Raw genomic sequence first — 26,942 nt, forward strand, 5'->3', positions numbered from 1 at the left:
AGATAGCGGTTCGCACATCACCCTCATTGGGTCATGTCGATGTGCGCCAACAATCATGAATATTCAATAGTTTTCTTTTATTGTTCGAGTGGAGTCCGCCGTGTCACTTTCGCTTTGGCAGCAGTGTCTTGCCCGATTGCAGGATGAGTTACCAGCCACAGAATTCAGTATGTGGATCCGCCCGTTGCAGGCGGAACTGAGCGATAACACGCTGGCTTTGTATGCGCCAAACCGTTTTGTGCTCGATTGGGTAAGGGATAAGTACCTTAATAACATCAATGGACTGCTGAACGATTTCTGCGGGTCAGATGCCCCGCAGCTGCGCTTTGAAGTGGGCACAAAGCCGGTCACCCAAACCGTTCGTGAAACCGTGAACGTAGCAGCGCCTGCTCAGGCCGCGCCTGCTCCGGCCCCTCGCGTCGCACCCGCTCGTCAGGGCTGGGATAATGTCCCTGCACCGGCTGAGCCAACCTACCGCTCTAACGTTAACGTGAAACACACGTTCGATAACTTCGTTGAAGGTAAGTCGAACCAGCTGGCGCGCGCGGCGGCTCGTCAGGTTGCTGATAACCCTGGTGGGGCCTACAACCCGCTGTTCCTTTACGGCGGCACGGGTCTGGGTAAAACGCACCTGCTGCATGCGGTGGGTAACGGCATTATGGCGCGCAAGCCCAATGCCAAAGTGGTGTATATGCACTCCGAGCGCTTCGTTCAGGACATGGTAAAAGCCCTGCAAAACAATGCGATCGAAGAGTTTAAACGCTACTATCGTTCCGTTGACGCGCTGCTCATCGATGACATCCAGTTCTTTGCGAATAAAGAACGATCTCAGGAAGAGTTTTTCCACACCTTCAATGCCCTGCTGGAAGGCAATCAGCAGATCATTTTGACCTCGGATCGTTATCCAAAAGAGATCAACGGCGTTGAAGATCGTCTGAAATCCCGCTTCGGCTGGGGCCTGACCGTGGCGATCGAGCCACCGGAGCTGGAAACCCGCGTCGCGATCCTGATGAAGAAAGCCGATGAAAACGACATTCGCCTGCCGGGCGAAGTGGCGTTCTTCATTGCCAAGCGTCTGCGCTCCAACGTGCGCGAGCTGGAAGGGGCACTGAACCGCGTTATCGCCAATGCCAACTTCACCGGTCGTGCGATCACCATCGATTTTGTGCGTGAAGCGCTGCGAGATTTGCTGGCATTGCAGGAAAAACTGGTCACTATCGACAATATTCAAAAGACGGTGGCTGAGTACTACAAGATCAAAGTGGCAGATTTACTGTCTAAACGTCGTTCCCGCTCGGTGGCGCGTCCGCGTCAGATGGCGATGGCGCTGGCAAAGGAGTTAACCAACCACAGTCTGCCGGAAATCGGGGATGCGTTTGGTGGCCGTGACCATACGACCGTGCTGCACGCTTGTCGTAAGATTGAGCAGTTACGCGAAGAAAGCCACGACATAAAAGAAGATTTTTCCAATTTAATCAGAACATTATCATCGTGACGCTATGAAATTTACCGTTGAACGTGAACATTTATTAAAACCGCTGCAACAGGTGAGTGGCCCATTAGGTGGCCGCCCAACGCTGCCTATTCTCGGAAACCTGCTGCTTCAGGTCGCGGACGGTACGCTGTCGCTGACCGGTACAGATCTGGAAATGGAAATGATCGCGCGCGTTACGCTGACGCAGCCGCACGACGCGGGCGCGACCACGGTTCCGGCACGTAAATTCTTTGACATCTGCCGCGGGCTGCCGGAAGGCGCTGAAATCGCCGTGCAGCTGGAAGGCGACCGTATGCTGGTGCGCTCTGGCCGCAGCCGTTTCTCGCTCTCCACGCTGCCTGCTGCGGACTTCCCGAACCTGGACGACTGGCAGAGCGAAGTTGAATTCACCCTGCCGCAGGCGACGATGAAGCGTCTGATTGAAGCCACGCAGTTCTCCATGGCGCATCAGGACGTCCGTTACTACTTAAACGGCATGCTGTTCGAAACTGAAGGTGAAGAGCTGCGTACCGTAGCCACCGACGGCCACCGTCTGGCGGTCTGTTCTATGCCGATTGGCGACGCGCTGCCAAACCATTCGGTGATCGTGCCGCGTAAAGGGGTGATTGAGCTGATGCGTATGCTCGACGGCGGCGACACGCCGCTGCGCGTGCAGATCGGCAGCAACAACATCCGCGCACATGTGGGCGATTTTGTCTTCACTTCTAAGCTGGTTGACGGTCGTTTCCCGGATTATCGCCGCGTATTGCCGAAGAATCCGGACAAAACGCTGGAAGCGGGCTGCGATAGCCTCAAGCAGGCCTTTGCCCGTGCGGCCATTCTCTCCAACGAGAAATTCCGCGGCGTGCGCCTGTACGTGAGTGAAAACCAGATCAAAATCACCGCTAACAACCCGGAGCAGGAAGAGGCAGAAGAGATTCTGGACGTCACCTACGCCGGCGCTGAGATGGAAATCGGCTTTAACGTCAGCTACGTACTGGATGTGCTGAATGCGCTGAAATGCGAAAACGTGCGCATTCTGCTGACCGACTCCGTTTCAAGCGTACAGATTGAAGATGCCGCATCACAGTCGGCTGCCTATGTTGTTATGCCAATGAGACTGTAATGTCGCTCACCCGTCTGTTGATCCGCGACTTTCGCAATATCGAAAGCGCGGATCTCGCTTTATCCCCTGGCTTTAACTTCCTGGTTGGCGCAAACGGCAGCGGCAAAACCAGCGTGCTTGAGGCCATCTATACGCTCGGCCACGGTCGGGCGTTTCGCAGTTTGCAGATTGGTCGCGTCATTCGCCACGAGCAGGAATCCTTTGTTCTGCACGGGCGTTTGCAGGGGGCGGAGCGGGAAACCGCGATCGGCCTGACCAAAGACAAGCATGGCGACAGTAAGGTGCGCATCGACGGCACCGACGGCCATAAAGTGGCGGAACTGGCGCTGCTGATGCCAATGCAGCTGATTACGCCGGAGGGGTTTACTTTACTCAACGGCGGCCCCAAATACAGAAGAGCGTTCCTCGACTGGGGATGCTTTCACAACGAAGCCGGTTTCTTTAACGCCTGGAGCAACCTGAAGCGTCTGCTCAAGCAGCGTAACGCTGCACTGCGCCAGGTTACCCGTTACGCCCAGCTGCGTCCGTGGGACATGGAGTTAATCCCTCTCGCGGAACAAATCAGCAACTGGCGTGCCGAATACAGCGCAGGTATCGCCGAAGACATGGCCGACACCTGCAAACAGTTTTTACCCGAGTTCTCTCTCACCTTCTCTTTCCAGCGCGGCTGGGAGAAAGAGACGGATTATGCCGAGGTGTTAGAGAGAAGCTTCGAGCGCGACCGCATGTTGACCTATACCGCGCACGGCCCGCACAAGGCGGATTTCCGCATTCGTGCCGACGGTGCACCGGTGGAAGACACGCTGTCGCGCGGGCAGCTCAAGCTCCTGATGTGCGCGCTGCGCCTGGCACAGGGGGAGTTTCTCACCCGCGAGAGCGGAAGACGCTGCCTGTACCTGATAGATGATTTTGCCTCGGAACTTGACGACGCGCGGCGCGGGCTGCTTGCCAGCCGCTTAAAAGCCACGCAGTCGCAGGTTTTCGTCAGCGCCATTAGCGCTGAACACGTTATAGACATGTCGGACGAAAATTCGAAGATGTTTACCGTGGAAAAGGGTAAAATAACGGATTAACCCAAGTTGAAATGAGCGAGAAACGTTGATGTCGAATTCTTATGACTCCTCCAGTATCAAAGTCCTGAAAGGGCTGGATGCGGTGCGTAAGCGCCCGGGTATGTATATCGGCGACACGGATGACGGCACCGGTCTGCACCACATGGTATTCGAGGTGGTAGATAACGCTATCGACGAAGCGCTCGCGGGTCACTGTAAAGACATCGTGGTCACCATCCATGCGGACAACTCCGTCTCCGTCACCGATGATGGTCGTGGCATCCCAACCGGTATTCACCCGGAAGAGGGCGTCTCTGCTGCGGAAGTGATCATGACCGTGCTGCACGCAGGCGGTAAGTTTGACGATAACTCCTATAAAGTTTCCGGCGGCCTGCACGGCGTAGGCGTCTCCGTGGTTAACGCCCTGTCGCAGAAGCTGGAGCTGGTTATCCAGCGAGAAGGCAAAATTCACCGTCAGCTCTATACGCACGGCGTGCCGCAGGCACCGCTGGCCGTTACCGGCGATACCGACAAAACCGGTACCATGGTGCGTTTCTGGCCGAGCCATGAAACCTTCACCAACGTCACCGAATTCGAGTACGACATCCTGGCGAAACGCCTGCGTGAACTGTCGTTCCTGAACTCCGGCGTCTCTATTCGCCTGCGCGACAAGCGTGACGGCAAAGAAGACCACTTCCACTACGAAGGCGGTATCAAGGCGTTCGTTGAGTATCTGAACAAGAACAAAACGCCTATTCACCCGAATATCTTCTACTTCTCCACCGAAAAAGACGGTATCGGCGTGGAAGTGGCGCTGCAGTGGAACGACGGTTTCCAGGAAAACATCTACTGCTTCACCAACAACATTCCACAGCGTGACGGCGGTACGCACCTTGCAGGCTTCCGTGCGGCGATGACCCGTACCCTGAACGCCTACATGGACAAAGAAGGCTACAGCAAGAAAGCAAAAGTCAGCGCCACCGGTGATGACGCCCGTGAAGGCTTGATTGCCGTTGTCTCCGTGAAGGTGCCGGATCCGAAGTTCTCCTCCCAGACCAAAGACAAGCTGGTCTCTTCCGAGGTGAAATCGGCGGTTGAACAGCAGATGAACGAACTGCTGAGCGAATACCTGCTGGAAAACCCGTCCGACGCGAAAATCGTGGTGGGTAAAATTATTGATGCGGCGCGTGCCCGTGAAGCGGCGCGTAAAGCCCGTGAAATGACCCGTCGTAAAGGCGCGCTGGACTTAGCAGGCCTGCCGGGCAAACTGGCTGACTGCCAGGAACGTGACCCGGCGCTGTCCGAACTGTACCTCGTGGAAGGGGACTCCGCGGGCGGTTCTGCGAAGCAGGGCCGTAACCGTAAGAACCAGGCTATCCTGCCGCTGAAGGGTAAAATCCTCAACGTTGAGAAAGCCCGTTTCGACAAGATGCTCTCTTCTCAGGAAGTGGCGACGCTCATTACCGCGCTGGGCTGCGGCATCGGCCGTGATGAGTACAACCCGGACAAACTGCGCTACCACAGCATCATCATCATGACCGATGCGGACGTCGACGGCTCGCACATTCGTACGCTGCTGTTGACCTTCTTCTATCGTCAGATGCCTGAAATCGTTGAGCGTGGTCACGTCTACATTGCACAGCCGCCGCTGTACAAGGTGAAGAAAGGCAAGCAGGAACAGTACATTAAAGACGACGAAGCGATGGATCAGTACCAAATCGCGATCGCCCTTGATGGCGCGACCCTGCACGCGAACTCGCACGCCCCTGCACTGGCCGGTGAGCCGCTGGAGCGTCTGGTGTCCGAGTTCAACGCCACGCAGAAAATGATTACGCGTATGGAACGCCGTTATCCGAAAACGCTGCTGAAGGAGCTGATTTATCAGCCAACCCTGACCGAAGCCGATCTGAGCGACGAGCAGACCGTGACCCGCTGGGTGAATGCCCTGGTGACCGATCTCAACGAGAAAGAGCAGCACGGCAGCATGTGGAAATGCGATATCCAGCAGAACGCCGATAAGCAGTTCGAGCCTATTATTCGCGTGCGTACCCACGGCGTTGACACCGACTATCCGCTGGAGCACGAGTTTGTGACCGGTCCGGAATACCGTCGTATCTGCACGCTCGGCGAGACGCTGCGCGGCCTGATCGAAGACGATGCGTTCATCGAACGTGGCGAACGTCGTCAGCCGGTAACCAGCTTCGAGCAGGCGCTGGACTGGCTGGTGAAAGAGTCCCGTCGTGGCCTCGCGATCCAGCGCTATAAAGGTCTGGGCGAAATGAACCCGGACCAGCTGTGGGAAACCACCATGGATCCGGAAAGCCGCCGCATGCTGCGCGTGACCGTTAAGGACGCGATTGCTGCGGACCAGCTGTTCACGACCCTGATGGGCGATGCGGTTGAACCACGTCGTGCCTTCATCGAAGAGAACGCCCTGAAAGCGGCAAATATCGATATTTAATTGTCGTTATACCGCACGATAACTGGCCGCGCTTTTAGCGCGGCTTTTTTATGGACGCTGGAAGGTCCAGTGACATCGCTGCCGGTAAACGGCTCGCCAGCGTATCTATCGCTATTCTTACCCTCAGCGGCAGATGCGGCGTCTGCTGCCATACGGCATGAACGTTGAAATGCACATCCGGTGCCTGCTTCAGGAGCGGGACGAGTTTACCCTGGTGAATATCTTTGACGACCATCCAGCAGGGCAGCCATGCAATGCCGTGTCCGGCCAGCGCAGCGTCGCAGATCGCCTGCAAATCATCCATATTGAGCGACGATCGGGGCGTAAAGGTGTGCGACGTTCCTTCGTTATCCATCAGCTGCCAGGACAACACTCTGCCTGCGCTCAAATAGTTGATGGCCGTATGCTGGGATAAATCATTAACGCTTTGTGGCTGGCCTTTCTTCAGCAGATACTCCGGCGCGGCGCACAGCACCATCCGGTGTTCTCCCAGCTTTCTGGCGACCAGCACGCTGCTGTCCTGAAGCGTGCCGTTACGCACCGCCATATCAAACCCTTCCTCGACGAGATCCACCACGCGGTCGCTGAATGACATTTCCAGTTCAAGCCCGGGGTGTTCCTGCGCCAGCGCTACCAGCAAGGGGGCGACGCACTGGCGACCAAACAGCACCGGCATGGAAATGCGCAGGCGGCCGCTGACCTGCTGTTTCCCCGTTTCAAGCAGCGATTCCGCACCCCGAATCTCCTCCAGCGCGCGCAGACAGCGTTCATAAAAAAGGGCGCCGTTATCGGTCAGACTCTGGCTGCGGGTGGTGCGCTGAAAAAGACGTACCCCCAGCCGCTGTTCGAGGCGAGCGATGCTTTTTCCGACCGCCGAACGTGACAAATGCAGGCGAATCGCGGCCTGCGCGAAACTTCCCGCCTCAACGGCGGCCACGAAAACAGGAATATCCTTCAGCGTATCGGTCATGGATTGTATCTATTCTGGCGTCAATAAAGAGAAAACTTATCGCCACTGGCGACCTTTAGTCAACGGTAGACTGTCAGGACTAAAGCTCATCTGATGGCAGGAGAAATAAAATGACAGAGACAATGCAACGCTGGTCCATGGATGCCCTCGGGCGCGAGAACCTCAAGCTGACTCAGGCGCCCGTCCTACAGCCAGGCCCGGGTGAAGTGCGCGTAAGGGTGAATGCTGTTGCGCTCAACTATCGCGATAAAATGGTTGTTGAAGGCACAATGCCGATCCCGCTTTCCTTCCCGTTTACCCCGGCGTCTGACATGGCGGGCGTGGTGGACAGCATTGGTGAAGGCGTTACGCGCTTCCAGCCCGGCGCGCGCGTCATCTCAACCTTCTTCCCTGAGTGGATCGACGGTAAGCCGCAGGCGGACGCGCGCAATCTGCCCTATAAAACGTCCGGCGGATACTTCCAGGGCATGCTGTCCGAGTATGTGATTGTGAAGGAAGACGCGCTGGTGGCCTCTCCGGAGACCCTGGATGACGCCGAGGCCAGCACCTTACCTTGCGCAGGGCTTACCGCCTGGTTTGCGCTAGTGGAGCGCGGCCAGCTCCGCCCCGGGCAATCGGTGCTGGTGCAGGGCACGGGCGGCGTGGCGATATTCGCCCTTCAGATTGCAAAAGCGCACGGCGCGGAGGTGTTTGTCACCTCGGGGAGCGATGAGAAACTGGCGCTGGCCAAAACGCTGGGGGCCAGCCACGGCATCAACCGGCTGAAAGGCGACTGGGCTGAAAATACGCTGGCGCTCACGCAGGATCGCGGTATCGACCATATTATCGAAACCGTCGGTGGAGAGAACCTGAAGCATTCCCTGCGCGCCGTTGCCGTTCACGGACGTATCTCCGTCATTGGCGTGCTCGCCGGGACGGAGATTACCCTCTCTGCTGGCGAACTGCTGCTGAAATCCCCCGTCATTCAGGGGATTGGCGTGGGGCATCGCCGGGCGCTGGAAGATTTTGTCCGCGCTGTTGACGTCACGGGGCTGAAGCCGGTGATTGAGCATCGCTATCGTTTTAACGAGCTTGAACAGGCGTTTGAACATCTTGACCGAGGCGCGTTCGGTAAAATTGTGCTCACCCGCGAGTAAGCCTTCGTTCCCCGGAATAAGCGTAAAAGGGGCATTCCTGTTGCGCAATATAGCTCTATTTTTGTGTGCTTAATCGCGTTAGCATGAGGCAGCACTCATTTATTCCGGGGAACTAATGGCTATCAAACTCATTGCAATCGACATGGACGGCACGCTGCTGCTGCCAGACCACACCATCTCTCCAGCCGTTAAAAACGCGATCGCCGCGGCGCGCGCTAAGGGCGTGAATGTGGTCCTGACCACGGGGCGTCCGTATGCGGGCGTACACAGCTACCTGAAAGAGCTGCACATGAATCAGCCGGGCGACTACTGCATCACCTATAACGGCGCGCTGGTGCAGAAAGCCGCAGATGGCAGTACGGTTGCGCAAACCGCGCTGAGCTACGAAGACTATCTGTTCCTGGAAAAACTGTCCCGTGAAGTGGGTTCCCACTTCCACGCGCTCGATCGCAATACGCTCTATACCGCCAACCGCGATATCAGCTACTACACGGTACATGAATCCTACGTTGCGACCATTCCGCTGGTGTTCTGTGAAGCGGAGAAAATGGACCCGGCGACGCAGTTCCTGAAAGTGATGATGATCGACGAGCCGGAGATCCTGGATAAAGCGATTGCGCGCATTCCGGCGGAGGTAAAAGAGAAGTACACCGTGCTGAAAAGTGCGCCGTATTTCCTCGAAATCCTCGATAAACGCGTCAATAAAGGCACCGGTGTCAAATCGCTGGCCGATGCGCTGGGCATTAAACAGGACGAGATCATGGCGCTGGGCGACCAGGAAAATGACATCGCGATGATTGAGTTCGCCGGTATGGGCGTGGCGATGGATAACGCGATCCCATCGGTGAAAGAGGTGGCCAACTTCGTGACCAAATCCAACCTCGAAGACGGCGTGGCTTATGCCATTGAGAAGTTTGTGCTGAACTAAAAACCCGCTTGCGATACCCTGATGCGATAACTGCGCATCAGGGTATCCTCATGAAACAAGTCACCTTCGCTTCCCGCAACCACCAGCTGACCAACATCAATACCTGGACGCCGGACAGCCAGTGGCTGGTCTACGACGTGCGCCCGTCCGGTGCGTCGTTCACCGGTGAAACCATCGAGCGGGTCAATGTCGCGACGGGTGAGGTAGAGGTGGTTTATCGCGCGACTGACGGCGCGCATGTCGGCGTGGTGACCGTTCATCCTGCAGAAGATAAATATGTCTTTATCCACGGCCCGAAAAACCCGGATGCCGACTGGCGCTACGATTTTCATCATCGCCAGGGAGTGATTGCGCAAAACGGTCAGGTGAGCAACCTGGACGCGATGGATATCACCGCGCCTTACACCGCAGGCGCGCTGCGCGGCGGCAGCCACGTCCATGTCTTCAGCCCGAACGGGCAGCTCGTCAGCTTTACCTATAACGACCATGTCCTGCACGAGCGCGATCCTAAACTCGATTTACGCAACGTCGGCGTGGCTGCGCCTTATGGCCCGGTGAACCCGCAGGGGAACCATCCCCGTGAATATTCGGGAACCTTCTGGAGCGTGCTGGTTAGCCGCACCACGCCCAACCCACGGCCGGGCAGCGATGACATCAACCGCGCTTACGAAGAGGGCTGGGTGGGCAACGACAGGCTGGCGTTTATCGGCGATACCCTCTCCGCGCAGGGCGAAAAAGTACCCGAACTGTTTATCGTCGACCTGCCGGAAGACGAGCAGGGCTGGAAGCGTGCGGGCGATGCGCCGCTACAGGGCACGACGGAGACCCTGCCAGCCCCGCCTGCAGGAGTGAACCAGCGTCGTTTGACCTTTACGCATCAGAGGGCGTACCCGGGCCTGGTGAACGTGCCGCGTCACTGGGTTCGCAGCAACCCGCAGGGGACGCAGATTGCGTTTCTGATGCGGGATGATAACGGCATTGTGCAGCTGTGGCTGATCTCTCCTGAGGGCGGCGAGCCGCGCCAGTTGACGCGTACCGGGAGCGATATTCAGTCAGCATTTAACTGGCATCCTGCGGGCGGCAGTCTGGGGTTTGTGCTCGAAAATCGGATCGCCTGCTGCGACGCACGGACCGGAGAGGTGACGTTTTTGACGTCCGATCACGGCAACCCGCCGTCTGCTGATGCGGTCGTGTTTTCCCCTGACGGGCGCGTTATTGCGTGGATGGAGGAGACAGCCGGTTTCCGTCAGCTTTGGGTGACGGAAACCGCACAGTACTAGCGTGGAGGCATGTCAGCGGGCGGGATGACGGCGTTTGTCGCCAGATTTTCCTGCTCGCTTTTCTCTACACGCGAGCGTACGGAGTTGTCCTTACGAAACATATCCCACGGCAGCAGAAGCGTATCCGCCACGGCCGTAAACGGCATATCGAGGATAACCAGGGATTTGGTGCCCCAGTTTGTATCGTCATCGGAGAGCATCGCCGCGCTGGCGCGCGTCCCCGGATATGTTCCTTCTTTACCGCCGGTGTGAGACATCACGCTCGAACACCCGCAAAGTAAAACTACCCCGCTGAACGTCGTCAGCTTTATCAGAACATTTTTCATCATCACTCAGTCATCGTTAATGGCACTGCATAGACCTGCAACTCAGGGTTATAGCGAGCCTTATCCAAAATGGATAGCCCGATAACCCCGCACTGTGGCAGCCATCGCAATTTAACCCTTTGTGCTGTTGTCCCAGTCTAAGCGAGATGCAGGAAAGTGCAAAAAAAAGTGCAGCTGTCGTTCTTGAAAAGCCCGATTGCAGACCCATTTTAAGAATGTGGCCCGATAACGAACTCGCCTGATGGGTGTTCGGGGGCGCAAAGGCCTGTCCATGGTGGAAGGCTACAATTTCTCGCTGATTTCAGGAGTTTTATTTATGCGTAACTTCGATCTTTCTCCGCTATACCGTTCTGCAATTGGTTTTGACCGCCTGTTTAACCATTTAGAAAATAACCAAAGCCAGAGCAACGGCTACCCTCCATACAATGTTGAGCTGGTTGACGAAAATCACTACCGCATCGCTATTGCCGTCGCCGGTTTTGCAGAAAACGAACTGGAGATCACCGCGCAGGACAACCTGCTGGTGGTGAAAGGTTCCCATACGGCCGAGCAGAAAGAACGTACCTATCTTTATCAGGGCATCGCCGAGCGCAACTTTGAACGCAAGTTCCAGTTAGCCGAGAACATTCATGTTAAAGGCGCGAACCTGGTTAACGGCCTGCTGTTTATCGAACTGGAACGTGTGATTCCGGAAGAGAAAAAACCGCGTCGTATCGAAATTAACTAATTACGCGGGTCGCGTAAGCGGCCCACCCAGACTTGCTTGCCGTAACGGGAGCATATGCGAATCCATCAGGATTTGCAGGAACAACTGTGCACAAAATTAGACTGTGCCGAACTCGCTTCTCAGAAGGAGATTTAGTATGCGTAACTATGATTTATCCCCTCTGCTGCGTCAGTGGATTGGTTTTGACAAACTGGCTAACGCCCTGCAAAGCACCACCGAGCAACAGACGTTTCCGCCGTACAACATCGAAAAGAGCGACGATAACCACTATCGCATTACCCTTGCGCTGGCTGGTTTCCGCCAGGACGATCTGGACATCCAGCTTGAAGGCACTCGCCTGACCGTGAAAGGCACGCCGGAAAAACAAGAGACCGAGACCAAATGGCTGCATCAGGGGCTGGTTAATCAGCCGTTCAGCCTGAGCTTTACCCTGGCAGACCATATGGAAGTGTCCGGCGCAACGTTTACCAACGGTCTGCTGCATATCGACCTGATACGCAACGTGCCGGAAGCCATCGCGCCGCAGCGTATCGCCATTAGCGAGCGGCCAGCGTTAAACAGTTAACAAGCCCGCCGAACCTGTAGGTCGGGTAAGGCGCAGCCGCCACCCGACAATACTCATAGACTGCACGAAGCCCTGCCCCGGCAGGGCTTTTTTGTGCGCCATCGCCCATACAATCGCATCCGGCTCTGAGAGAATCCTTAGCATAACTAAGGTTATGCACAGGAAGTGGATCATGAGTGATATCGCGTTAACCGTAAGCGTGTTGGCCCTGGTCGCTGTTGTTGGCCTGTGGATAGGGAATATCAAAATCCGTGGCGTCGGGTTTGGGATAGGCGGGGTGCTGTTTGGCGGCATTTTTGTCGGGCACTTCGCCGACAAGCTCGGGCTGCTCCTCAGCGCCGAAATGCTCCACTTCACTCAGGAGTTCGGCCTGATCCTCTTCGTTTATACCATCGGTATTCAGGTGGGACCGGGCTTTTTCGCCTCACTTCGGGTCTCCGGATTACGGCTCAACCTGTTTGCCCTCGGCATAGTGGTGATGGGCGGGCTGGTCACCGCAATTCTGCACAAAATCTTCGATATCCCGCTTCCCGTGGTGCTGGGCATTTTCTCCGGGGCGGTTACCAACACGCCTGCGCTCGGCGCCGGGCAGCAAATCCTGCGCGATTTGGGTATCGAACCCGGCATCGTCGACCAGATGGGGATGAGCTACGCCATGGCCTACCCGTTTGGGATTTGCGGCATTCTGCTTTCCATGTGGCTGGTACGCGTCCTGTTTCGCATTAACGTTGACAAAGAGGCGAAGGACCACGAAACCACGCTCACCAACGGCCATATGCCAATTAAAACCATCAACATTCGGGTCGATAACCCCAACCTGAACAATATGGCGATTCAGGACGTGCCGATCCTCAACAGCGCCAATATCATCTGCTCCCGCCTCAAGCGTGACGATATGCTGATGGTGCCCGCGCCCGGCACCGTCATTCGGCAGGGCGATCTGCTGCACCTGGTCGGCCAGCCCGGAGATTTAAACAACGCGCGGCTGGTGATTGGCCAGGAAGTGGATACCTCGCTCTCAACCCGCGGCACCGATATGCGCGTGGAACGCGTTGTGGTGACTAACGAACACGTTCTTGGCAAGAAAATACGCGATCTGCAGGTAAAAGAGCGCTATGACGTGGTGATCTCTCGCCTTAACCGTGCGGGTGTTGAACTGGTCGCCAGCCCGGAGGCCAGCCTGCAGTTCGGGGATATCCTCAACCTGGTCGGGCGCCCGTCGTCCATCGACGCCGTGGCGGATATGGTGGGTAACGCCCAGCAAAAGCTGCAGCAGGTGCAGATGCTGCCGGTGTTTATCGGTATCGGGCTTGGCGTGCTGCTCGGTTCTATTCCTGTGTACGTGCCGGGCTTCCCGGTGGCGCTCAAGCTGGGCCTGGCGGGCGGGCCGCTGATTATGGCGCTGATCCTCGGGCGTATCGGCTGTATCGGCAAGCTCTACTGGTTTATGCCGCCGAGCGCCAACCTGGCGCTGCGCGAGCTGGGCATCGTGCTGTTCCTGGCGGTGGTCGGCCTGAAATCCGGCGGAGATTTTGTCGATACCCTGGTCAAGGGCGAAGGGATGAGCTGGGTTGGATACGGCATCTTTATCACGGCGATCCCGCTGCTGACGGTGGGAATACTGGCGCGTATGTTCGCCAAAATGAACTACCTGACGCTGTGCGGGATGCTGGCGGGCTCCATGACCGATCCGCCCGCGCTGGCTTTTGCCAACAACCTGCACGCCACCAGCGGTGCGGCCGCGCTCTCCTATGCCACCGTCTATCCGCTGGTGATGTTCCTGCGCATCATCACCCCGCAGCTACTGGCGGTGCTGTTCTGGGGGATGAGCTAGCAGGTCGTCCGGGTGGATGCGCCGCAGATGGTAGTCCACCTGGTAATCGCTGGTATTTCGGAACATCACGGAATAATTGAGGAACTCGCCGCTGTCGCTGTAGGAAAGAGACGTAATGCGCAGCAGCGGCGTCTGTTCCGGCAGGTTCATATAACCGGCCAGCGTTTTATCTGCCAGCACCGGCGTCAGGCTCTCGTAGTTGCCGCTGATGGTGATCCCGCACTCCTTCTCGATGTAATCAAACTTAGACCCCTCAAGATGCGCCAGCGACAGATTGCGGAACAGCTTCACCGGCATAAAGCTGTCCTCCAGCATCAGCGGCTTCCCGTCCACGTAGCGCACCCGCCGGGAAAAGTAGATCCGTTCATCCACCTGAATCCGCAGCTGGCTGGCGATGGCGGGCGGGGCGGGCATCACTTCAAACTGTAAGACCTTACTCTGCACCTCTTTTCCCTGTTGACGCAGCACCTCCACCAGCCCGGTCAGGTTGGTGGTTTCGTGGTGAACGTCTTTGCGTGAGACAAAGGTTCCGCTGCCGTGTCGACGCTCAACCAGCCCCCAGCTCACCAGCAGATCCAGCGCCTTGCGGATGGTCATTCGCGCCACGCCGAACTCCTGCGCCAGCGCTTTTTCGCCGGGCAGCGGGCTGCCGACGTTGTAGTCCGACGAATTCAGCCGCAGCCGCAATCTGTCAGCAATAGATTTGTAGATCACCAGTAGACCTCTCTGCCGTTATCAGGGCGTGGATTGCGTTCTGACATGTCCATATTTACCGCAAAAAGTAGACCTGATTGGTCAAAATAAAACCATGAATGCGATCACGAATCGCAGCGGCACGCCATGTTCGCGCATCAGTAACTTCTTATGCTCACCTCAGGCCAGCAAAAAACCATAAAGGCCTCTACCCCTACAGGTTGTTTCATGAGGATTTAAAAATGCTCAGTCAAATACAACGTTTTGGCGGTGCCATGTTTACCCCGGTGTTGCTGTTTCCGTTCGCCGGGATCGTGGTGGGAATCGCCATCATGCTTCGCAACCCGCTGTTTGTCGGCGAAGCCTTAACGGCCCCCGATCATCTTTTCGCGCAGATTGTCCACATCATTGAAGAGGGCGGCTGGGCGGTGTTTCGCAATATGCCGCTGATTTTTGCCGTTGGCTTACCGATTGGCCTGGCGAAGCAGGCGCAGGGCCGCGCCTGTCTTGCGGTGCTGATTAGCTTCCTGACCTGGAACTACTTTATTAACGCGATGGGGATGACCTGGGGCCACTTCTTCGGCGTCGACTTCTCCGCCGAACCGACGGCCGGAAGCGGGCTGGCGATGATTGCCGGTATCAAAACGCTCGATACCAGCATCATCGGTGCCATTGTGATCTCAGGCATCGTCACCGCCATCCACAACCGCTACTTCGACAAGCCGCTGCCGGTGTTTCTGGGGATTTTCCAGGGCAGCTCGTTTGTCGTTATCCTCGCGTTCTTCGTCATGATCCCCTGCGCCTGGCTGACGCTGCTGGGCTGGCCGAAAGTGCAGATGGGCATCGAGTCCCTGCAGGCGTTTCTGCGCTCCGCCGGTGCGCTGGGCGTGTGGGTGTATACCTTCCTGGAACGCATTCTGATCCCAACCGGATTGCACCACTTCGTCTACGGTCCGTTCATCTTCGGCCCGGCGGCGGTAGAAGGCGGCATTCAGGTCTACTGGGCACAGCACCTGCAGGAATTCAGCCAGAGCACCCTGCCGCTGAAAACCCTCTTCCCGGAAGGCGGATTCGCGCTGCACGGCAACTCAAAAGTGTTTGGCTCGGTCGGGATTGCGCTGGCGATCTGGTATACCGCGTCGCCGGAAAACCGCGTCAAGGTGGCGGGGCTGCTGGTGCCGGCCACGCTCACCGCCGTGCTGGTGGGCATCACTGAACCGCTTGAGTTCACCTTCCTGTTTATCTCGCCGCTGCTGTTTGCCGTGCACGCCGTGCTGGCGGCCACCATGGCAACGGTGATGTACGCCTTTGGCGTCGTGGGGAACATGGGCGGCGGCCTGCTGGACCAGTTCCTGCCGCAAAACTGGATCCCAATGTTCCACAACCACGCCTCGACGGTATTCACCCAGATCGGCATTGGCGTCTGCTTCACCGGGATTTACTTCGTGGTCTTCAAAACGCTGATCGAACGTCTGAACCTGAAAACGCCGGGCCGGGAAGAGAGCGAAATCAAACTCTACAGCAAGGCCGACTATAAGGCGGCGCGCGGGCAAACCACCGCCCCGGCGGCGGCCAGCCAGCAGGTAGGGCAGGCCGCCGGATTCCTGCAGGCGCTCGGCGGCGCGGCCAACATCGAAAGCATCAACAACTGCGCCACCCGCTTGCGCATTGCGCTGGTGGATATGGCGAAAACCCAAAGCGATGACGTCTTCAAAGCCCTCGGCGCCCACGGCGTGGTGCGACGCGGCAACGGCATTCAGGTGATTGTCGGCCTGCACGTTCCTCAGGTGCGCGACCAGCTGGAATCGCTGATGAAAACCCCTTTAACAAATGAACAAACCACCCTGACAGAGGCTATATCATGAAAAAATTCTCAGTTGTTATTGCAGGCGGCGGCAGCACCTTTACGCCTGGTATCGTCCTGATGCTGTTAGCCAACCGTGACCGTTTCCCGCTGCGCGCGCTGAAGTTCTATGACAACGACGGCGCACGTCAGGAGACCATCGCCGAAGCGTGCAAAATCATCCTCAGGGAGCAGGCGCCGGAGATTGAATTCAGCTACACCACCGATCCTAAAGCGGCGTTTACCGACGTGGATTTCGTGATGGCGCATATCCGCGTGGGCAAATACCCGATGCGTGAAAAAGATGAAAAAATCCCGCTGCGCCACGGCGTGCTGGGCCAGGAAACCTGCGGACCGGGCGGCATCTCCTACGGAATGCGCTCTATCGGCGGCGTGCTGGAGCTGGTTGATTATATGCAGCAGTACTCCCCGAACGCGTGGATGCTGAACTATTCCAACCCGGCGGCGATTGTCGCGGAAGCCACGCGCCGCCTGCGTCCGAACGCCAAAATCCTCAACATCTGCGATATGCCGATCGGCATTGAAGGGCGCATGGCGCAGATTGTCGGCCTGAAAAACCGCAAAGAGATGCGCGTGCGCTACTACGGCCTGAACCACTTCGGCTGGTGGACGTCGATTGAAGATCTCAACGGCAACGATCTGATGCCGAAACTGCGCGAATACGTGGCGAAAAACGGCTATGTTCCGCCTTCGGAAGATGCGCATACCGAAGCGAGCTGGAACGATACCTTTGCCAAAGCCAGAGACGTACAGGCGCTTGATCCGGATACCATGCCGAACACCTACCTGAAGTATTACCTGTTCCCGGACTACGTGGTCGCGCACTCCAACCCGGAACGCACCCGCGCCAATGAGGTCATGGATCACCGTGAGAAGCACGTATTCAGCGCCTGCCGGGCGATTATCGAAGCCGTTCACTCCGCCGCCGGTGAGCTGGAAATCGACGAACATGCGTCGTACATCGTCGATCTGGCGACGGCGATTGCCTTCAACACCCAGGAGCGGATGCTGCTGATTGTGCCAAACAACGGGGCCATCCATAACTTTGATGCCGACGCGATGGTGGAGATCCCGTGCCTGGTGGGGCATAACGGGCCGGAGCCGCTTACGGTGGGCGATATTCCACACTTCCAGAAAGGGCTGATGAGCCAGCAGGTGGCGGTGGAAAAACTGGTGGTGGATGCCTGGGAGCAGCGCTCGTACCAGAAACTCTGGCAGGCAATCACCCTGTCGAAAACCGTGCCGAGCGCGTCCGTCGCGAAAGCGATTCTGGATGACCTGATCGAGGCCAATAAGGACTACTGGCCAGAGCTGCACTAATCGTCCTGACCGGCATCGCCCGATGCCGGTCTCCTTGTCCTTGTCGATTTACGCTATGCTGAAGCCTGCCTGGAGCACGACAAGGAACCTTCATGAAAATTTCCCGCCTCGGCGAAGCGCCGGACTACCGCTTCTCTCTGGCCAATGAACGCACTTTTTTAGCGTGGATCCGCACCGCGCTGGGCTTTCTTGCCGCAGGGGTCGGTCTCGATCAGCTCGCGCCGGATTTCGCCACGCCGCTGATTCGCGAAGTGCTGGCGCTGCTGCTGTGCTTGTTTGCGGGCGTGCTGGCGATTTACGGCTACCTGCGCTGGCTGCGCAATGAGAAGGCGATGCGTCTGAAGCAGGATCTGCCATATACGCGCGGGCTGCTGATTATCAGCACGATTCTGCTGACGGTGGCGGGCGTGCTGATGGTGCTGGTGTTCTATGGCGGATAGCCGCAAAGCGCGGCGCGAGGCGGACCCCGGCCTGCAGCCGGAGCGGACGTCACTCGCCTGGCTGCGCACGCTGCTGGGGTATGGCGCGCTGATTGCCCTGGCGATTAAGCACAACTGGCACCGCGCGGGGGTGCCATTCTGGATTTCTATTGTTGTGCTGGCGCTGGTGGCGATCGTTTTATGGCGCTATACCCGCAGCCGTAACCTGATGGACGTGGCGCAGAACGATTTTGTACAGCCGAAAGCGGTGCGGGATAAGTTCCTGATCGCGCTCGCTGTTCTCTCCCTGTCGCTGCTGTTTGCGATAACCCATATTCAGCAAATTTTGAGCCTGTAAGCCCGGTGGCGGCTGCGCCTTACCGGGCCTACGATTAACGGCCTTTTGCTAAATACTTCGCCATCTCGTCTTCCGGCACCATTCCGCCGCCGGTCGCCCACACCAGGTGGGTAACGTTGGTATGCGAATGAACGCGCACCGGCCCGGCCATGCCCGCGAGCGCGGACGGTTCGAGGCGGATCCCTTCCTCCTGCGCGAGCCAACCGAGCATGTCGTACATGCTCTGGTCGGAAAGGGTGTAGAACCCGTCGAGCAGGCGCTCCATCGCGCGGCCCACGAAGCCGGAGGCGCGTCCTACCGCCAGCCCGTCCGCCGCCGTCACGTTATCAATGCCCAGATCCTGCACCGCGATCTCATCGTGCAGGCCGGTGTAGACGCCAAGCAGCATGCACGGGGAGTGCGTTGGCTCCGCGAAGAAGCAGTGGACGTTATCGCCAAAGGCCAGCTTCAGGCCAAATGCTACGCCGCCGGGGCCGCCGCCGACGCCGCACGGCAGGTAAACGTACAGAGGATGGTCCGCATCCACCACGCGGCCCTGTTCGGCAAATTGCGCCTTCAGCCGCTCGCCTGCAACGGCGTAGCCCAGGAAAAGGGTGCGGGAGTTTTCATCGTCAATGAAGAAACAGTTCGGATCGCTTTCCGCCGCTTTTCGTCCCTGCTCCACCGCCACGCCGTAATCCTGCTCATATTCCACGACGATGACGCCGTGGCTGCGCAGTTTGGCTTTCTTCCACTCGCGGGCGTCGGCGGACATATGCACCGTCACCTTAAAGCCGATGCGGGCGCTCATAATGCCGATGGACATCCCGAGGTTGCCGGTTGAGCCTACCGCAATGCTGTACTGGCTGAAGAAGTCCTTAAAGCGTGGCTCCAGCAGAATGCTGTAGTCGTCGTCGATACTCAGCAACCCGGCTTCCAGCGCCAGTTTTTCCGCATGGGTCAGCACTTCATAGATGCCGCCGCGCGCTTTAATCGAGCCGGAAATCGGCAGATGGCTGTCTTTTTTCAGCAGCAGCGTGCCGGGAATAGGCTTACCAGTTTCTCTCTCCAGCCGCTTTTGCATCGCCGGGATGGCAACCAGTTCGGATTCGATAATCCCGCCCGTTGCCGCCGTTTCCGGGAAGGCTTTCGCCAGATACGGCGCGAAGCGGTTGAGGCGCGCGTGCGCGTCGTCCACGTCGTCTTTGGTCAGCCCGACGTACGGCAACCCTTCTGCAAGCGTCGTGGTGCGCGGGTTAAGCCAGGTGGTTTCTTTCAGTGCGATCAGATCCTCAACCAGAGGAAACTGTGCGGTTAAAGTAGTGATAGTTGCGTTTTCCATAATACGTCTCTTCGCGCTCAGATAATGAAGGAAAGCAGGAATGTGCCGCCAAGTGCAAGCACCGAGGCGATAAACGTCGCCGTCGTATAGTATTTGAAGGTCTCATTCAGGGTCGCGCCGCAGTATTGCTTCACCAGCCAGAAGAGGGAATCGGTCACGATCGTGCAGCCAATGGCGCCGGAACCGATGGCAATGGTGATGATCTCCGGGCTCACGTTCGGATAGAGCGGCAGCATCGGCGCGACTATCGCCGTCGCGCCCATCATCGCCACCGTCGCGGAGCCGACGGCGGCATGCAGCACTAGCGCCACCAGCCAGGCGAGCAGGATAGGGTGCATGTGCAGGTTCGAGAGAATATGCGCCAGCGAGTCCGCCAGCCCGCTGGTTTTCAGGATGGCGTTAAACGCGCCGCCCGCGCCGATAATCAGCAAAATGTTAGCGATAGAGCCGAAGCCGTGCTCGGTGTGCGTCAGCATCGTGCCCATGCCCATATGCTGGCGTATCCCCAGCAGGTAGTAGGCGACAAACACGGCGATAAACATGGCGGTGATCGGGTTGCCGATAAACTCCAGCAGCGTATACAGCGTGCCTTCTTTTGCCATATTCAGCTCGGCAATGGTTTTCACCAGCATCAGGGCAATCGGCAGCAGCACCGTGAACAGCGTGGCGCCCAGCGACGGCAGGGTGTGCTCTTCCCGCACCTTCAGGTCTGAAAATTCCGCCGGAACCGGTTTAAACGGCAGACGGTTGCCGAGCAGTTTCAGGAACAGCGGGCCGCCGACCAGCGAGGCCATCAGGCCTACCATCAAACCGTAGACAATGACCGTTCCGACGTCCGCGCCTAATTTATTGGTCACAAACAGCGCGGCCGGATGCGGCGGCACCACGCAGTGCACCGCCATCAGCGCGGTACAGAGCGGAATGGCCAGCTTGAGCAGCGACGTGTTGGTCTTTTTGGCGATCGAAAACGCCAGCGGGATCAGCAGTACCACACCCACTTCCACGAACAGCGTGATCCCGCAGATAAGACCCACCAGCACCATAATCACGTCCGCCGACAGCCAGCGGCAGCGCTGCAGTGCGATCCCGATGCGCTCGGCCGCGCCGGAGACTTCCATCATTTTGCCGAGAATGGTGCCCAGACCAATCACCGCCGCCAGGAAGCCCAGCGTACCGCCAATTCCGCTCTCAATGGCATTCACCATATCCAGCGGGCTCATCCCCATCATCGCGCCGACGAAAAAGCTCGCCAGCAGCAGCGCGAGGAACGGGTGAAACTTCAGCTTAACGATGGTTAAAACAATCAACACAATGCTGACCAGCAGCGTTGCCACAACCCAGACCTGAGATCCCATATCTCACCTCACCCTTATGTCATCTGTGGGTATTGGACGAAAAAACGGCGTGGGCTGACAAACGATATAAATTGGCGTTCAGGTGAGCCAGATTGGATCAACTGAGTGACTGCGGTCTAAAAAGTGCACTTAATTCGTATTAGGTTCACATAAATTCACCCTTGAGCGGTATGCTGAGCGCAGAAAACCCGCGTGAGAATTGTGATGACCGATGCGAATGAAGCCAGAAACCGGCTGTTAAACGGCTGGCAGCTGTCGAAAATGTACACCTTTGAAGTGGCCGCCCGGCATGAGTCCTTCGCCCTGGCGGCGGAGGAGCTGTCGCTCAGCCCAAGTGCGGTGAGCCACCGCATCAACCTGCTGGAAGAGGAGCTGGGTATTCAGCTGTTCGTCCGCTCGCACCGTAAAGTTGAGCTGACGCAGGAGGGAAAGCGCGTTTACTGGACGCTTAAGTCGTCCCTCGACACCCTGAATCAGGAGATCCTGGACATCAAAAACCAGGCGCTGTCCGGCACGCTGACGGTCTACTCCCGGCCGTCGATCGCCCAGTGCTGGCTGGTGCCCATGCTGGGGGACTTTACCCGCCGCTATCCGTCAATTTCACTCACCATCCTGACCGGCAATGATTACGTTAATATGCAGCGAACGGGCGTCGATCTGGCGCTCTATTTCGACGATACGCCGCCAAACCACCTCTCTCATCACTTCCTGATGGACGAGGCGATTTTGCCCGTCTGCTCGCCGCAATATGCCCGCGAGCATGAGCTGCTGAAAAACCCCGATAACCTCAGCCACTGCACGCTGCTGCACGACCGTCAGGCCTGGAGCAACGATTCCGGTACGGATGAGTGGCTGAGCTGGGCGCAACATTTTGCGGTGAATATGCCGCCATCGTCGGGTATTGGTTTCGATCGTTCCGATTTAGCGATTATTGCGGCCATCAACCACGTCGGCGTCGCGATGGGCAGAAAGCGGCTGGTGCAGAAACGGCTCGAACGGGGCGAGCTTATCGCCCCGTTTGGTGAAAAGACCCTGAAATGCCATCAGCACTACTATATCTCGACGCTCTCTGGCCGACAGTGGCCGAAAATAGACGCCTTTATCGGCTGGCTGAGAGAACTGGCAGGTTGAAGAATTATTACGCTTTCGCTCTACACGAAATGTGAAAAAGCGTGCTAAATACAGGTAATGCTTTCGATTTATCCAGGGTAAACCGTGTTAAAGCCTTTTATTGCCTGTGCATTACTGATCTCTTCCGGCTGGGCGATTGCCGCTGAGCCGCCGCTGACGGCTGCCCGTTATGCGCAGCAGCTGGGCGTCGGGATGGATGTGGACTGGGCACGCACCGAGCGCGGCATACGCGAATTCGACCCGCTGGTGGTGCGCGATTTTCGTGCAAAAGGCATTACCCACGTGCGCATTCGCGTCGCCGATGAGCCGACGGAAGCGCGGCTAATTCACCTGCGCAAGCTGGTGGAAGCCTGCGAACAGTATGGCGTGATCCCGATTATCGCTTATCAGGCTGATGAATATAAAAACGACCCGAAAGCCGATAACGAGAAAGAGACGATTAACTGGTGGATTGCCGTGGCGCACTATTTCGGTCAGAGCTATCCGCTGCTGGGTTTTGATCTCATTTATGAGCCCGCCGACAAGCTTAACCACAACCTCGCGTCGCTAAACCGCGTGTATGAAAAAACCATTAAAGCTATCCACGACATGGACCCGCAGCGCATGATCTTTATTGCGCCACGCCTGCGCGCCGCGCCGGAGGATTTATCCAGCCTGAAGCTGCCCGCGCACAGCCAAAACTACCTGCTGGCGGAGTGGCATATTTTCCCGTGGGGGCCGCTGAAAAATAGCGGTAAATATCCGTGGACGTCCGGCACGGCGGCGGAGAAAGCGGCTATCCATAATCGCATCACTACCGCGCTGCGCTGGCAGCAAAAAACCGGGCACGTGAGCTGGGTCGGGGGCTGGGGCGTGGGAGAGTCAAACCACCTTACGCCAACTGCTTCGCAAATGGCGTTCTCCACTTTTATGGCGTGCGAGCTGCAAAAGGCGAAAATCCCGTATGCGCTGAACGCAGATTTCCAGTTTTACGATGGGGAAGAGGGGGCCTGGCGGCCCGCGCCAGAGCCGTTACTGCAGGCGATGATTGCGCCCGTCTGTGAAAAGCCCGGCGAGAAGCCGGGCCATCATGCGGTTAAACCGGCTGCTCGTGATGCGGAACACGCGACGCCAGCGGCAGCCAGCACAGTAAAATCAGCAGCCCCATCAGCGTCATCAGCAGGCCCAAACTAGCCTGCCCGGTCTGCGGCATCATCGCCGAGAGCCAGGCCAGCGCGCCGGAGCCGATATTCTGCAAACCGCCTACCAGCGCGCCAGCCGTGCCTGCGAGAAACGGGAACGGCTCCATCGCGCCGCTGGTCGCTAGCGGGAACAGCATCCCCGCGCCGAAGAAGAACAGCGCTGCCGGGATGAGCAGCGTCCAGACCGTCATCACGCCAAACAGCCCCGGTATCCACATCATCAGACCCGCCAGCAGACAGCTGATCACCGACTGCCACATCAGGGTGGAGAAGCGTTTATTTGGGCGTCCGGCAAACCACGCGCCGAAGAACGCCGCCGGGATCGGCAGAATAAACAGAATACTCACGACCATGCTGCTCAGGCCCAGACCCGCGCCCAGCAGCACGCCGGAACAGGCTTCAAACACCGCAATGCCCGCCAGGCCGCCGATCAGCATCAGCAGGTAGCAGGTAAACGACCCGTTGCCGAACAGCGTTTTATAGCTGGTGATAAGCTTCGTGCGCGGCGCGTCCTGCGGGCGCGTTTCCGGCATCCAGCGCGCCATGCTGAAGGTGACAATGACGCACAGCACCAGCAGGAAGGCGTAGCAGGCGCGCCAGGACCACATTGTGTCCAGCAGGCCGCCAATCAGCGGGGCGAGAAGCGGGCTGACCAGAATACCCATATTCAACAAGCTGTTGGCATGACGGAGCTGGGTGCCCTGATACATATCGCGCGGTAAGGTTCGCGCCATCACCCCACCGACGCCGGTTCCGACGCCCTGCAGGGCGCTGGCGGCAATCAGTACGGTCAGGCTGTGCGTGGTAATGGCAATCACCGTCGCCACCATGAAAATGCTCATGCCCACCAGGATCACCGGGCGACGCCCGATTCGGTCAGACAGCGGGCCGTAGAAGAGCTGCGAAACGCCATAGGTCAGCAGGTAGGCTGCCATCACGCTCTGCACCGCGCCCTCGCGGACGTTCAATTCCTTTGCCATGTCGGCAATCGCCGGAATGTAGATGGTTTGCGCCATCTGACCGACGGCCACCAGTAACACCAGCATCAACAATAAGTTAACGTTCCTTTGTTTTTTCATGTCGCTGAATACTTTTGCCAAAAGAGAAAAATGAAGAATAAGTGACTGCGCATTCCCATAAATGCGCGAGGAATCTACCACAGAGAGATGACAATTTAAGCATTGTCGTGGTGAATGAAAAAACCGGGAAAGGCAGGATTTGTAAACAAGAACGGCAACTAATGTTGCCAGTGATTTACGCCAGGCGCAGCAGAATGGCGCCGCCGGCAATACCCAGCGCCGCCGCGATGCGCAGGCCCGCAACCTTCTCTTTTAAAAGGACAAACGCGATCAGCGCCCCGAAAAGAATCGAGGTTTCACGCAGCGCCGCGACCACCGCCAGCGGTGCCTGCGTCATGGCCCAAAGCGCCAGACCGTAAGAGCCCATGGTGCCCACCCCGCCGAGTAACCCCTTTTTCCAGTGCAGGCGCAGGTAGCCGGACGCCTCGCGCCGACGCGCCACCATCGCCCAGCTCAGCAGGCAGAAGCCGTTCATAAAGAAGGTCCACAGCGTGTAGCCCAGCGCGGTGTCCGACAGCCGCACGCCGGTGCCGTCCACCAGCGTATACCCGGCAATGAAGCAGGCGTTCAGCAGCGCCAGCCAGATCCCTTTGCGTGACTGCATGCGGCTATGCATCGCCATCGCCAGAATCGAAAGGCAAATTACTCCGATGCCGGACCAGGCGAGCCAGGAGAGACGATCGCCGAGCGCCAGCACGCCGATCAGCGCCACCAGCAGCGGGGCGGTGCCGCGCATCAGGGGATAGGTCTGGCTCATATCGGAGACCTGATAGGTCTTCGCTACCAGCACGGTGTATACCACCTGTAAGGCGCAGGAGACGATCAAAAACGGCCAGCTTGCAGCAGATGGCTGTGGGGACAACGGCAGTAAGACCAGAGCGATAAGCGTGGCGGATCCGCTGACGCTTATCGCGGAATAGAGCTTGTCCGTTCCGGCCTTAACGATGGCGTTCCAGCTGGCATGCAGCAGCGCGGCGAAGAGCAAAATGCAGAAAACGATGGTGGTCATGGCGTATCGGGTGATGAATTGTCACTCAACTGTAACATTCACACCCTGATGCTGCCAGCCGGTTACACGGCACAAAAAAGGCGGTGCGTCATCCGCGGTTCGTCCGAGACCAGCGTAAAACCCGCCCGATTATAAAACCCGTAGGCACTGTCCGGCGCGTGGGTATTCAGAAAATCAAACCAGATGCTGGCATCGGCCATCACCACGGTTAAAAGCTGTTTGCCAATGCCCAGCCCGCGGCACTTCTCGCTGACGTAGAGATGGCGAATACGTCCGGCGCGCGGCTGCTGGCTGAACGGATCGCGGTTGAGGCCGCATACGCCGACCAGCTTGCCGTTAAGAAACGCGCCCAGCAGCTTTTCTCCCGGTGCGTTAAAGCGGTTCTCGCCGCGCTGCCAGTTCTCTTCCAGCCTGCGCAGCATGTTGAAATTCAGTGCGATACTTTCAGCCTTCAGGGCGATATACCCCGGTTCATCCGGTGTGACGGGCTCAATTAACAGACGCGACATAGCATTCCCTCGTTATTAAAGAGGGGCGGTTTCCCGCCCCTCTCAGGTGCGACTTGAACCTGAATTACCGAAGGAATTTCAGGACAGCATCAAGCAGTTGCAGTACTGCAACAATGAGTTTGAGGATAAGTATCACCATATCCACTACGCTCATACGCGTCTCCTTTTGGTTAAAAGGAGCACGATGCTGGCGTACCTTTCCGCCGCCTGTTGCCAGCACCTGGATTGACGTAACACAGTGTGCTCACTTCAGGGGTTAAGGCACTGACGGCACCACCCGTTTCAGCCAGGACTTCGTTGCGCCGGTAAAACTGCGGCCCCCTCGCTCACTGCGAACACCCTCAGTATAGATAAACACTGTATGCATGAACAGTATTTTTTGGACAAAATCAGGAAGGCGATCCATAATCAAAAGCGTCAAAATCCGTGCCGGAATTGCGCGTTCGTCTTCGATCGCGTATACTTTTTGCGTTGACGTAACACAGTGTGTTCTGCGGCGACCAACCGCAAAACCCTGATAAAAACCTCGCTCCGGCGGGGTTTTTTGTTTTCATCCCTCAACAAACGAAACGTGATCCCTGGCGCATTTTTGCGCAGATGAAAATATTTCCATTGTCACGCCCGAAAACCTGTGTTTGTATAAATTCCATCAATGATTCCAAACACAGGTCCCCAATGACTTCATCCATCTTCACTTCGACCCTACTAAAAACTGCGCAACCAGCCGCAGTGGTCGTCGTGCGTGTGGTGGTGGTCGTCGGCAATGCGCCGTAGGGACTGGATCAACACACGAATCCAAAACCCCGCCGGCGCAAACCGGGCGG

At 57.5% G+C, this 26,942-nt stretch carries 26 protein-coding genes and 1 other annotated feature; of the genes, 17 read left to right on the top strand and 9 right to left on the bottom strand.

Features of this window, described 5'->3' with window-relative positions; all coding sequences use genetic code 11:
• Window positions 1-100 precede the first annotated feature (100 nt).
• From dnaA to gyrB, 4 genes are read left to right on the top strand one after another with little or no spacing between them, the layout of a single operon-like run.
• Complete coding sequence (gene dnaA / locus FOY96_RS00005) at window positions 101-1,495, top strand: chromosomal replication initiator protein DnaA (protein ID WP_010426558.1); 1,395 nt, start codon at window positions 101-103, stop codon at window positions 1,493-1,495.
• 4 nt (window positions 1,496-1,499) lie between these two features.
• Window positions 1,500-2,600: a DNA polymerase III subunit beta gene (gene dnaN / locus FOY96_RS00010; protein WP_014830028.1), complete on the top strand. Its 1,101-nt coding sequence runs from the start codon at window positions 1,500-1,502 to the stop codon at window positions 2,598-2,600.
• A complete protein-coding gene (recF, locus tag FOY96_RS00015) occupies window positions 2,600-3,673 on the top strand; it encodes a DNA replication/repair protein RecF (RefSeq protein WP_143346311.1) in 1,074 nt (357 codons plus the stop codon). The genes dnaN and recF overlap by 1 nt, the downstream gene beginning before the upstream one ends.
• Before the next feature lie 28 nt (window positions 3,674-3,701).
• Window positions 3,702-6,113: a DNA topoisomerase (ATP-hydrolyzing) subunit B gene (gene gyrB / locus FOY96_RS00020; protein ID WP_143346312.1), complete on the top strand. Its 2,412-nt coding sequence runs from the start codon at window positions 3,702-3,704 to the stop codon at window positions 6,111-6,113.
• Between the two features lie 34 nt (window positions 6,114-6,147).
• Here gyrB and FOY96_RS00025 read toward each other — a convergent pair whose 3' ends face one another.
• Window positions 6,148-7,083: a LysR family transcriptional regulator gene (locus tag FOY96_RS00025; RefSeq protein ID WP_143346313.1), complete on the bottom strand. Its 936-nt coding sequence runs from the start codon at window positions 7,081-7,083 to the stop codon at window positions 6,148-6,150.
• Window positions 7,084-7,193: 110 nt separating this feature from the next.
• On the opposite strand from FOY96_RS00025, the gene FOY96_RS00030 reads away from it, so the two are divergent.
• The 3 genes from FOY96_RS00030 (at window position 7,194) to FOY96_RS00040 (ending at window position 10,427) form a co-directional block, all read left to right on the top strand.
• Window positions 7,194-8,219, top strand: a complete 1,026-nt coding sequence (locus FOY96_RS00030) for a zinc-dependent alcohol dehydrogenase family protein (protein WP_143346314.1) — start codon at window positions 7,194-7,196, stop codon at window positions 8,217-8,219.
• Between the two features lie 115 nt (window positions 8,220-8,334).
• Window positions 8,335-9,147: a sugar-phosphatase gene (gene yidA / locus FOY96_RS00035; RefSeq protein ID WP_094935443.1), complete on the top strand. Its 813-nt coding sequence runs from the start codon at window positions 8,335-8,337 to the stop codon at window positions 9,145-9,147.
• A 50-nt stretch (window positions 9,148-9,197) separates the two neighbouring features.
• Window positions 9,198-10,427, top strand: a complete 1,230-nt coding sequence (locus tag FOY96_RS00040; RefSeq protein WP_143346315.1) for a YidR family protein — start codon at window positions 9,198-9,200, stop codon at window positions 10,425-10,427.
• On the opposite strand, the gene FOY96_RS00045 is transcribed toward FOY96_RS00040, so the two are convergent.
• Complete coding sequence (locus FOY96_RS00045; protein ID WP_039260364.1) at window positions 10,424-10,756, bottom strand: YceK/YidQ family lipoprotein; 333 nt, start codon at window positions 10,754-10,756, stop codon at window positions 10,424-10,426. The genes FOY96_RS00040 and FOY96_RS00045 overlap by 4 nt on opposite strands.
• A 248-nt stretch (window positions 10,757-11,004) precedes the next feature.
• Window positions 11,005-11,076, top strand: a sequence feature (ROSE (Repression Of Heat Shock gene Expression) occurs in the 5'-region of heat shock genes and acts as an RNA thermometer to modulate expression.).
• Here FOY96_RS00045 and ibpA point away from each other — a divergent pair.
• The 3 genes from ibpA to FOY96_RS00060 all read left to right on the top strand — a co-directional run bounded on the left by ibpA (window position 11,070) and on the right by FOY96_RS00060 (window position 13,879).
• Window positions 11,070-11,480, top strand: coding sequence for a small heat shock chaperone IbpA (ibpA, locus tag FOY96_RS00050; protein ID WP_008500162.1), 411 nt, complete (start codon window positions 11,070-11,072; stop codon window positions 11,478-11,480). It overlaps the preceding feature by 7 nt.
• 136 nt (window positions 11,481-11,616) lie before the next feature.
• Window positions 11,617-12,045: a small heat shock chaperone IbpB gene (gene ibpB, locus FOY96_RS00055; protein ID WP_032662053.1), complete on the top strand. Its 429-nt coding sequence runs from the start codon at window positions 11,617-11,619 to the stop codon at window positions 12,043-12,045.
• A gap of 172 nt (window positions 12,046-12,217) precedes the next feature.
• Window positions 12,218-13,879, top strand: coding sequence for a putative transporter (locus tag FOY96_RS00060; RefSeq protein WP_143346316.1), 1,662 nt, complete (start codon window positions 12,218-12,220; stop codon window positions 13,877-13,879).
• On the opposite strand, the gene FOY96_RS00065 is transcribed toward FOY96_RS00060, so the two are convergent.
• The gene (locus FOY96_RS00065; protein WP_033144348.1) at window positions 13,847-14,593 is read right to left on the bottom strand and encodes a GntR family transcriptional regulator; all 747 of its coding nucleotides are present in this window, start codon (window positions 14,591-14,593) and stop codon (window positions 13,847-13,849) included. The two genes, FOY96_RS00060 and FOY96_RS00065, sit on opposite strands and share 33 nt — an antisense overlap.
• Window positions 14,594-14,814: 221 nt before the next feature.
• Between FOY96_RS00065 and FOY96_RS00070 the strand changes: the two genes are divergently transcribed.
• From FOY96_RS00070 to FOY96_RS00085, 4 genes are all read left to right on the top strand, one after another.
• Complete coding sequence (locus tag FOY96_RS00070; RefSeq protein ID WP_033144347.1) at window positions 14,815-16,437, top strand: alpha-glucoside-specific PTS transporter subunit IIBC; 1,623 nt, start codon at window positions 14,815-14,817, stop codon at window positions 16,435-16,437.
• Entirely contained in the window at window positions 16,434-17,756 is a 1,323-nt protein-coding gene (locus FOY96_RS00075; RefSeq protein WP_143346317.1) for a 6-phospho-alpha-glucosidase, read from the top strand. Before FOY96_RS00070 ends, FOY96_RS00075 begins: the two co-directional genes overlap by 4 nt.
• A 92-nt stretch (window positions 17,757-17,848) precedes the next feature.
• Window positions 17,849-18,196, top strand: coding sequence for a YidH family protein (locus tag FOY96_RS00080; protein ID WP_143346318.1), 348 nt, complete (start codon window positions 17,849-17,851; stop codon window positions 18,194-18,196).
• Window positions 18,186-18,533 carry a DUF202 domain-containing protein gene (locus FOY96_RS00085; RefSeq protein ID WP_143346319.1) on the top strand — a complete coding sequence of 116 codons (348 nt, stop codon included), beginning with the start codon at window positions 18,186-18,188 and terminating at the stop codon, window positions 18,531-18,533. The genes FOY96_RS00080 and FOY96_RS00085 overlap by 11 nt, the downstream gene beginning before the upstream one ends.
• Before the next feature lie 34 nt (window positions 18,534-18,567).
• Here the strand turns inward: FOY96_RS00085 and dsdA are convergent, their stop codons facing one another.
• Entirely contained in the window at window positions 18,568-19,854 is a 1,287-nt protein-coding gene (gene dsdA, locus FOY96_RS00090; protein WP_143346320.1) for a D-serine ammonia-lyase, read from the bottom strand.
• Between the two features lie 17 nt (window positions 19,855-19,871).
• A complete protein-coding gene (gene dsdX, locus FOY96_RS00095) occupies window positions 19,872-21,209 on the bottom strand; it encodes a D-serine transporter DsdX (RefSeq protein ID WP_023309824.1) in 1,338 nt (445 codons plus the stop codon).
• A 204-nt stretch (window positions 21,210-21,413) separates the two neighbouring features.
• On the opposite strand from dsdX, the gene dsdC reads away from it, so the two are divergent.
• A complete protein-coding gene (dsdC, locus tag FOY96_RS00100; protein ID WP_143347739.1) occupies window positions 21,414-22,340 on the top strand; it encodes a DNA-binding transcriptional regulator DsdC in 927 nt (308 codons plus the stop codon).
• Window positions 22,341-22,424: 84 nt separating this feature from the next.
• Entirely contained in the window at window positions 22,425-23,513 is a 1,089-nt protein-coding gene (locus FOY96_RS00105; protein ID WP_126797239.1) for a cellulase family glycosylhydrolase, read from the top strand.
• Here FOY96_RS00105 and emrD read toward each other — a convergent pair.
• The 4 genes from emrD to tisB form a co-directional block, all read right to left on the bottom strand.
• Window positions 23,416-24,600 (bottom strand): multidrug efflux MFS transporter EmrD, encoded by a 1,185-nt coding sequence (gene emrD / locus FOY96_RS00110; RefSeq protein ID WP_033146466.1) that lies wholly within the window; start codon window positions 24,598-24,600, stop codon window positions 23,416-23,418. The two genes, FOY96_RS00105 and emrD, sit on opposite strands and share 98 nt — an antisense overlap.
• Window positions 24,601-24,775: 175 nt before the next feature.
• On the bottom strand, window positions 24,776-25,609 hold the full coding sequence (locus FOY96_RS00115; RefSeq protein WP_143346321.1) for an EamA family transporter: 834 nt from the start codon (window positions 25,607-25,609) through the stop codon (window positions 24,776-24,778).
• A gap of 62 nt (window positions 25,610-25,671) precedes the next feature.
• A complete protein-coding gene (locus tag FOY96_RS00120) occupies window positions 25,672-26,118 on the bottom strand; it encodes a GNAT family N-acetyltransferase (protein WP_143346322.1) in 447 nt (148 codons plus the stop codon).
• 64 nt (window positions 26,119-26,182) lie between these two features.
• Window positions 26,183-26,272, bottom strand: a complete 90-nt coding sequence (gene tisB / locus FOY96_RS00125) for a type I toxin-antitoxin system toxin TisB (RefSeq protein WP_023309830.1) — start codon at window positions 26,270-26,272, stop codon at window positions 26,183-26,185.
• A 521-nt stretch (window positions 26,273-26,793) separates the two neighbouring features.
• Here tisB and ivbL point away from each other — a divergent pair.
• Window positions 26,794-26,892: an ilvB operon leader peptide IvbL gene (gene ivbL / locus FOY96_RS00130; RefSeq protein WP_057979964.1), complete on the top strand. Its 99-nt coding sequence runs from the start codon at window positions 26,794-26,796 to the stop codon at window positions 26,890-26,892.
• Window positions 26,893-26,942: the final 50 nt, after the last annotated feature.

Source organism: Enterobacter asburiae (assembly GCF_007035645.1).
Lineage (GTDB): Bacteria > Pseudomonadota > Gammaproteobacteria > Enterobacterales > Enterobacteriaceae > Enterobacter > Enterobacter asburiae_B.

Coding starts and splice junctions, on each gene's coding strand:
- gyrB (WP_143346312.1), top strand. CDS start 3,702: ATGTCGAATTCTTATGACTCCTCCAGTATCAAAGTCCTGAAAGGGCTG.
- dnaN (WP_014830028.1), top strand. CDS start 1,500: ATGAAATTTACCGTTGAACGTGAACATTTATTAAAACCGCTGCAACAG.
- dsdA (WP_143346320.1), bottom strand. CDS start 19,854: ATGGAAAACGCAACTATCACTACTTTAACCGCACAGTTTCCTCTGGTT.
- dsdX (WP_023309824.1), bottom strand. CDS start 21,209: ATGGGATCTCAGGTCTGGGTTGTGGCAACGCTGCTGGTCAGCATTGTG.
- dsdC (WP_143347739.1), top strand. CDS start 21,414: ATGACCGATGCGAATGAAGCCAGAAACCGGCTGTTAAACGGCTGGCAG.
- FOY96_RS00060 (WP_143346316.1), top strand. CDS start 12,218: ATGAGTGATATCGCGTTAACCGTAAGCGTGTTGGCCCTGGTCGCTGTT.
- FOY96_RS00115 (WP_143346321.1), bottom strand. CDS start 25,609: ATGACCACCATCGTTTTCTGCATTTTGCTCTTCGCCGCGCTGCTGCAT.
- FOY96_RS00080 (WP_143346318.1), top strand. CDS start 17,849: ATGAAAATTTCCCGCCTCGGCGAAGCGCCGGACTACCGCTTCTCTCTG.
- FOY96_RS00085 (WP_143346319.1), top strand. CDS start 18,186: ATGGCGGATAGCCGCAAAGCGCGGCGCGAGGCGGACCCCGGCCTGCAG.
- FOY96_RS00025 (WP_143346313.1), bottom strand. CDS start 7,083: ATGACCGATACGCTGAAGGATATTCCTGTTTTCGTGGCCGCCGTTGAG.
- FOY96_RS00030 (WP_143346314.1), top strand. CDS start 7,194: ATGACAGAGACAATGCAACGCTGGTCCATGGATGCCCTCGGGCGCGAG.
- yidA (WP_094935443.1), top strand. CDS start 8,335: ATGGCTATCAAACTCATTGCAATCGACATGGACGGCACGCTGCTGCTG.
- ibpB (WP_032662053.1), top strand. CDS start 11,617: ATGCGTAACTATGATTTATCCCCTCTGCTGCGTCAGTGGATTGGTTTT.
- emrD (WP_033146466.1), bottom strand. CDS start 24,600: ATGAAAAAACAAAGGAACGTTAACTTATTGTTGATGCTGGTGTTACTG.
- FOY96_RS00075 (WP_143346317.1), top strand. CDS start 16,434: ATGAAAAAATTCTCAGTTGTTATTGCAGGCGGCGGCAGCACCTTTACG.
- FOY96_RS00045 (WP_039260364.1), bottom strand. CDS start 10,756: ATGATGAAAAATGTTCTGATAAAGCTGACGACGTTCAGCGGGGTAGTT.
- recF (WP_143346311.1), top strand. CDS start 2,600: ATGTCGCTCACCCGTCTGTTGATCCGCGACTTTCGCAATATCGAAAGC.
- FOY96_RS00120 (WP_143346322.1), bottom strand. CDS start 26,118: ATGTCGCGTCTGTTAATTGAGCCCGTCACACCGGATGAACCGGGGTAT.
- ivbL (WP_057979964.1), top strand. CDS start 26,794: ATGACTTCATCCATCTTCACTTCGACCCTACTAAAAACTGCGCAACCA.
- FOY96_RS00070 (WP_033144347.1), top strand. CDS start 14,815: ATGCTCAGTCAAATACAACGTTTTGGCGGTGCCATGTTTACCCCGGTG.
- FOY96_RS00040 (WP_143346315.1), top strand. CDS start 9,198: ATGAAACAAGTCACCTTCGCTTCCCGCAACCACCAGCTGACCAACATC.
- tisB (WP_023309830.1), bottom strand. CDS start 26,272: ATGAGCGTAGTGGATATGGTGATACTTATCCTCAAACTCATTGTTGCA.
- ibpA (WP_008500162.1), top strand. CDS start 11,070: ATGCGTAACTTCGATCTTTCTCCGCTATACCGTTCTGCAATTGGTTTT.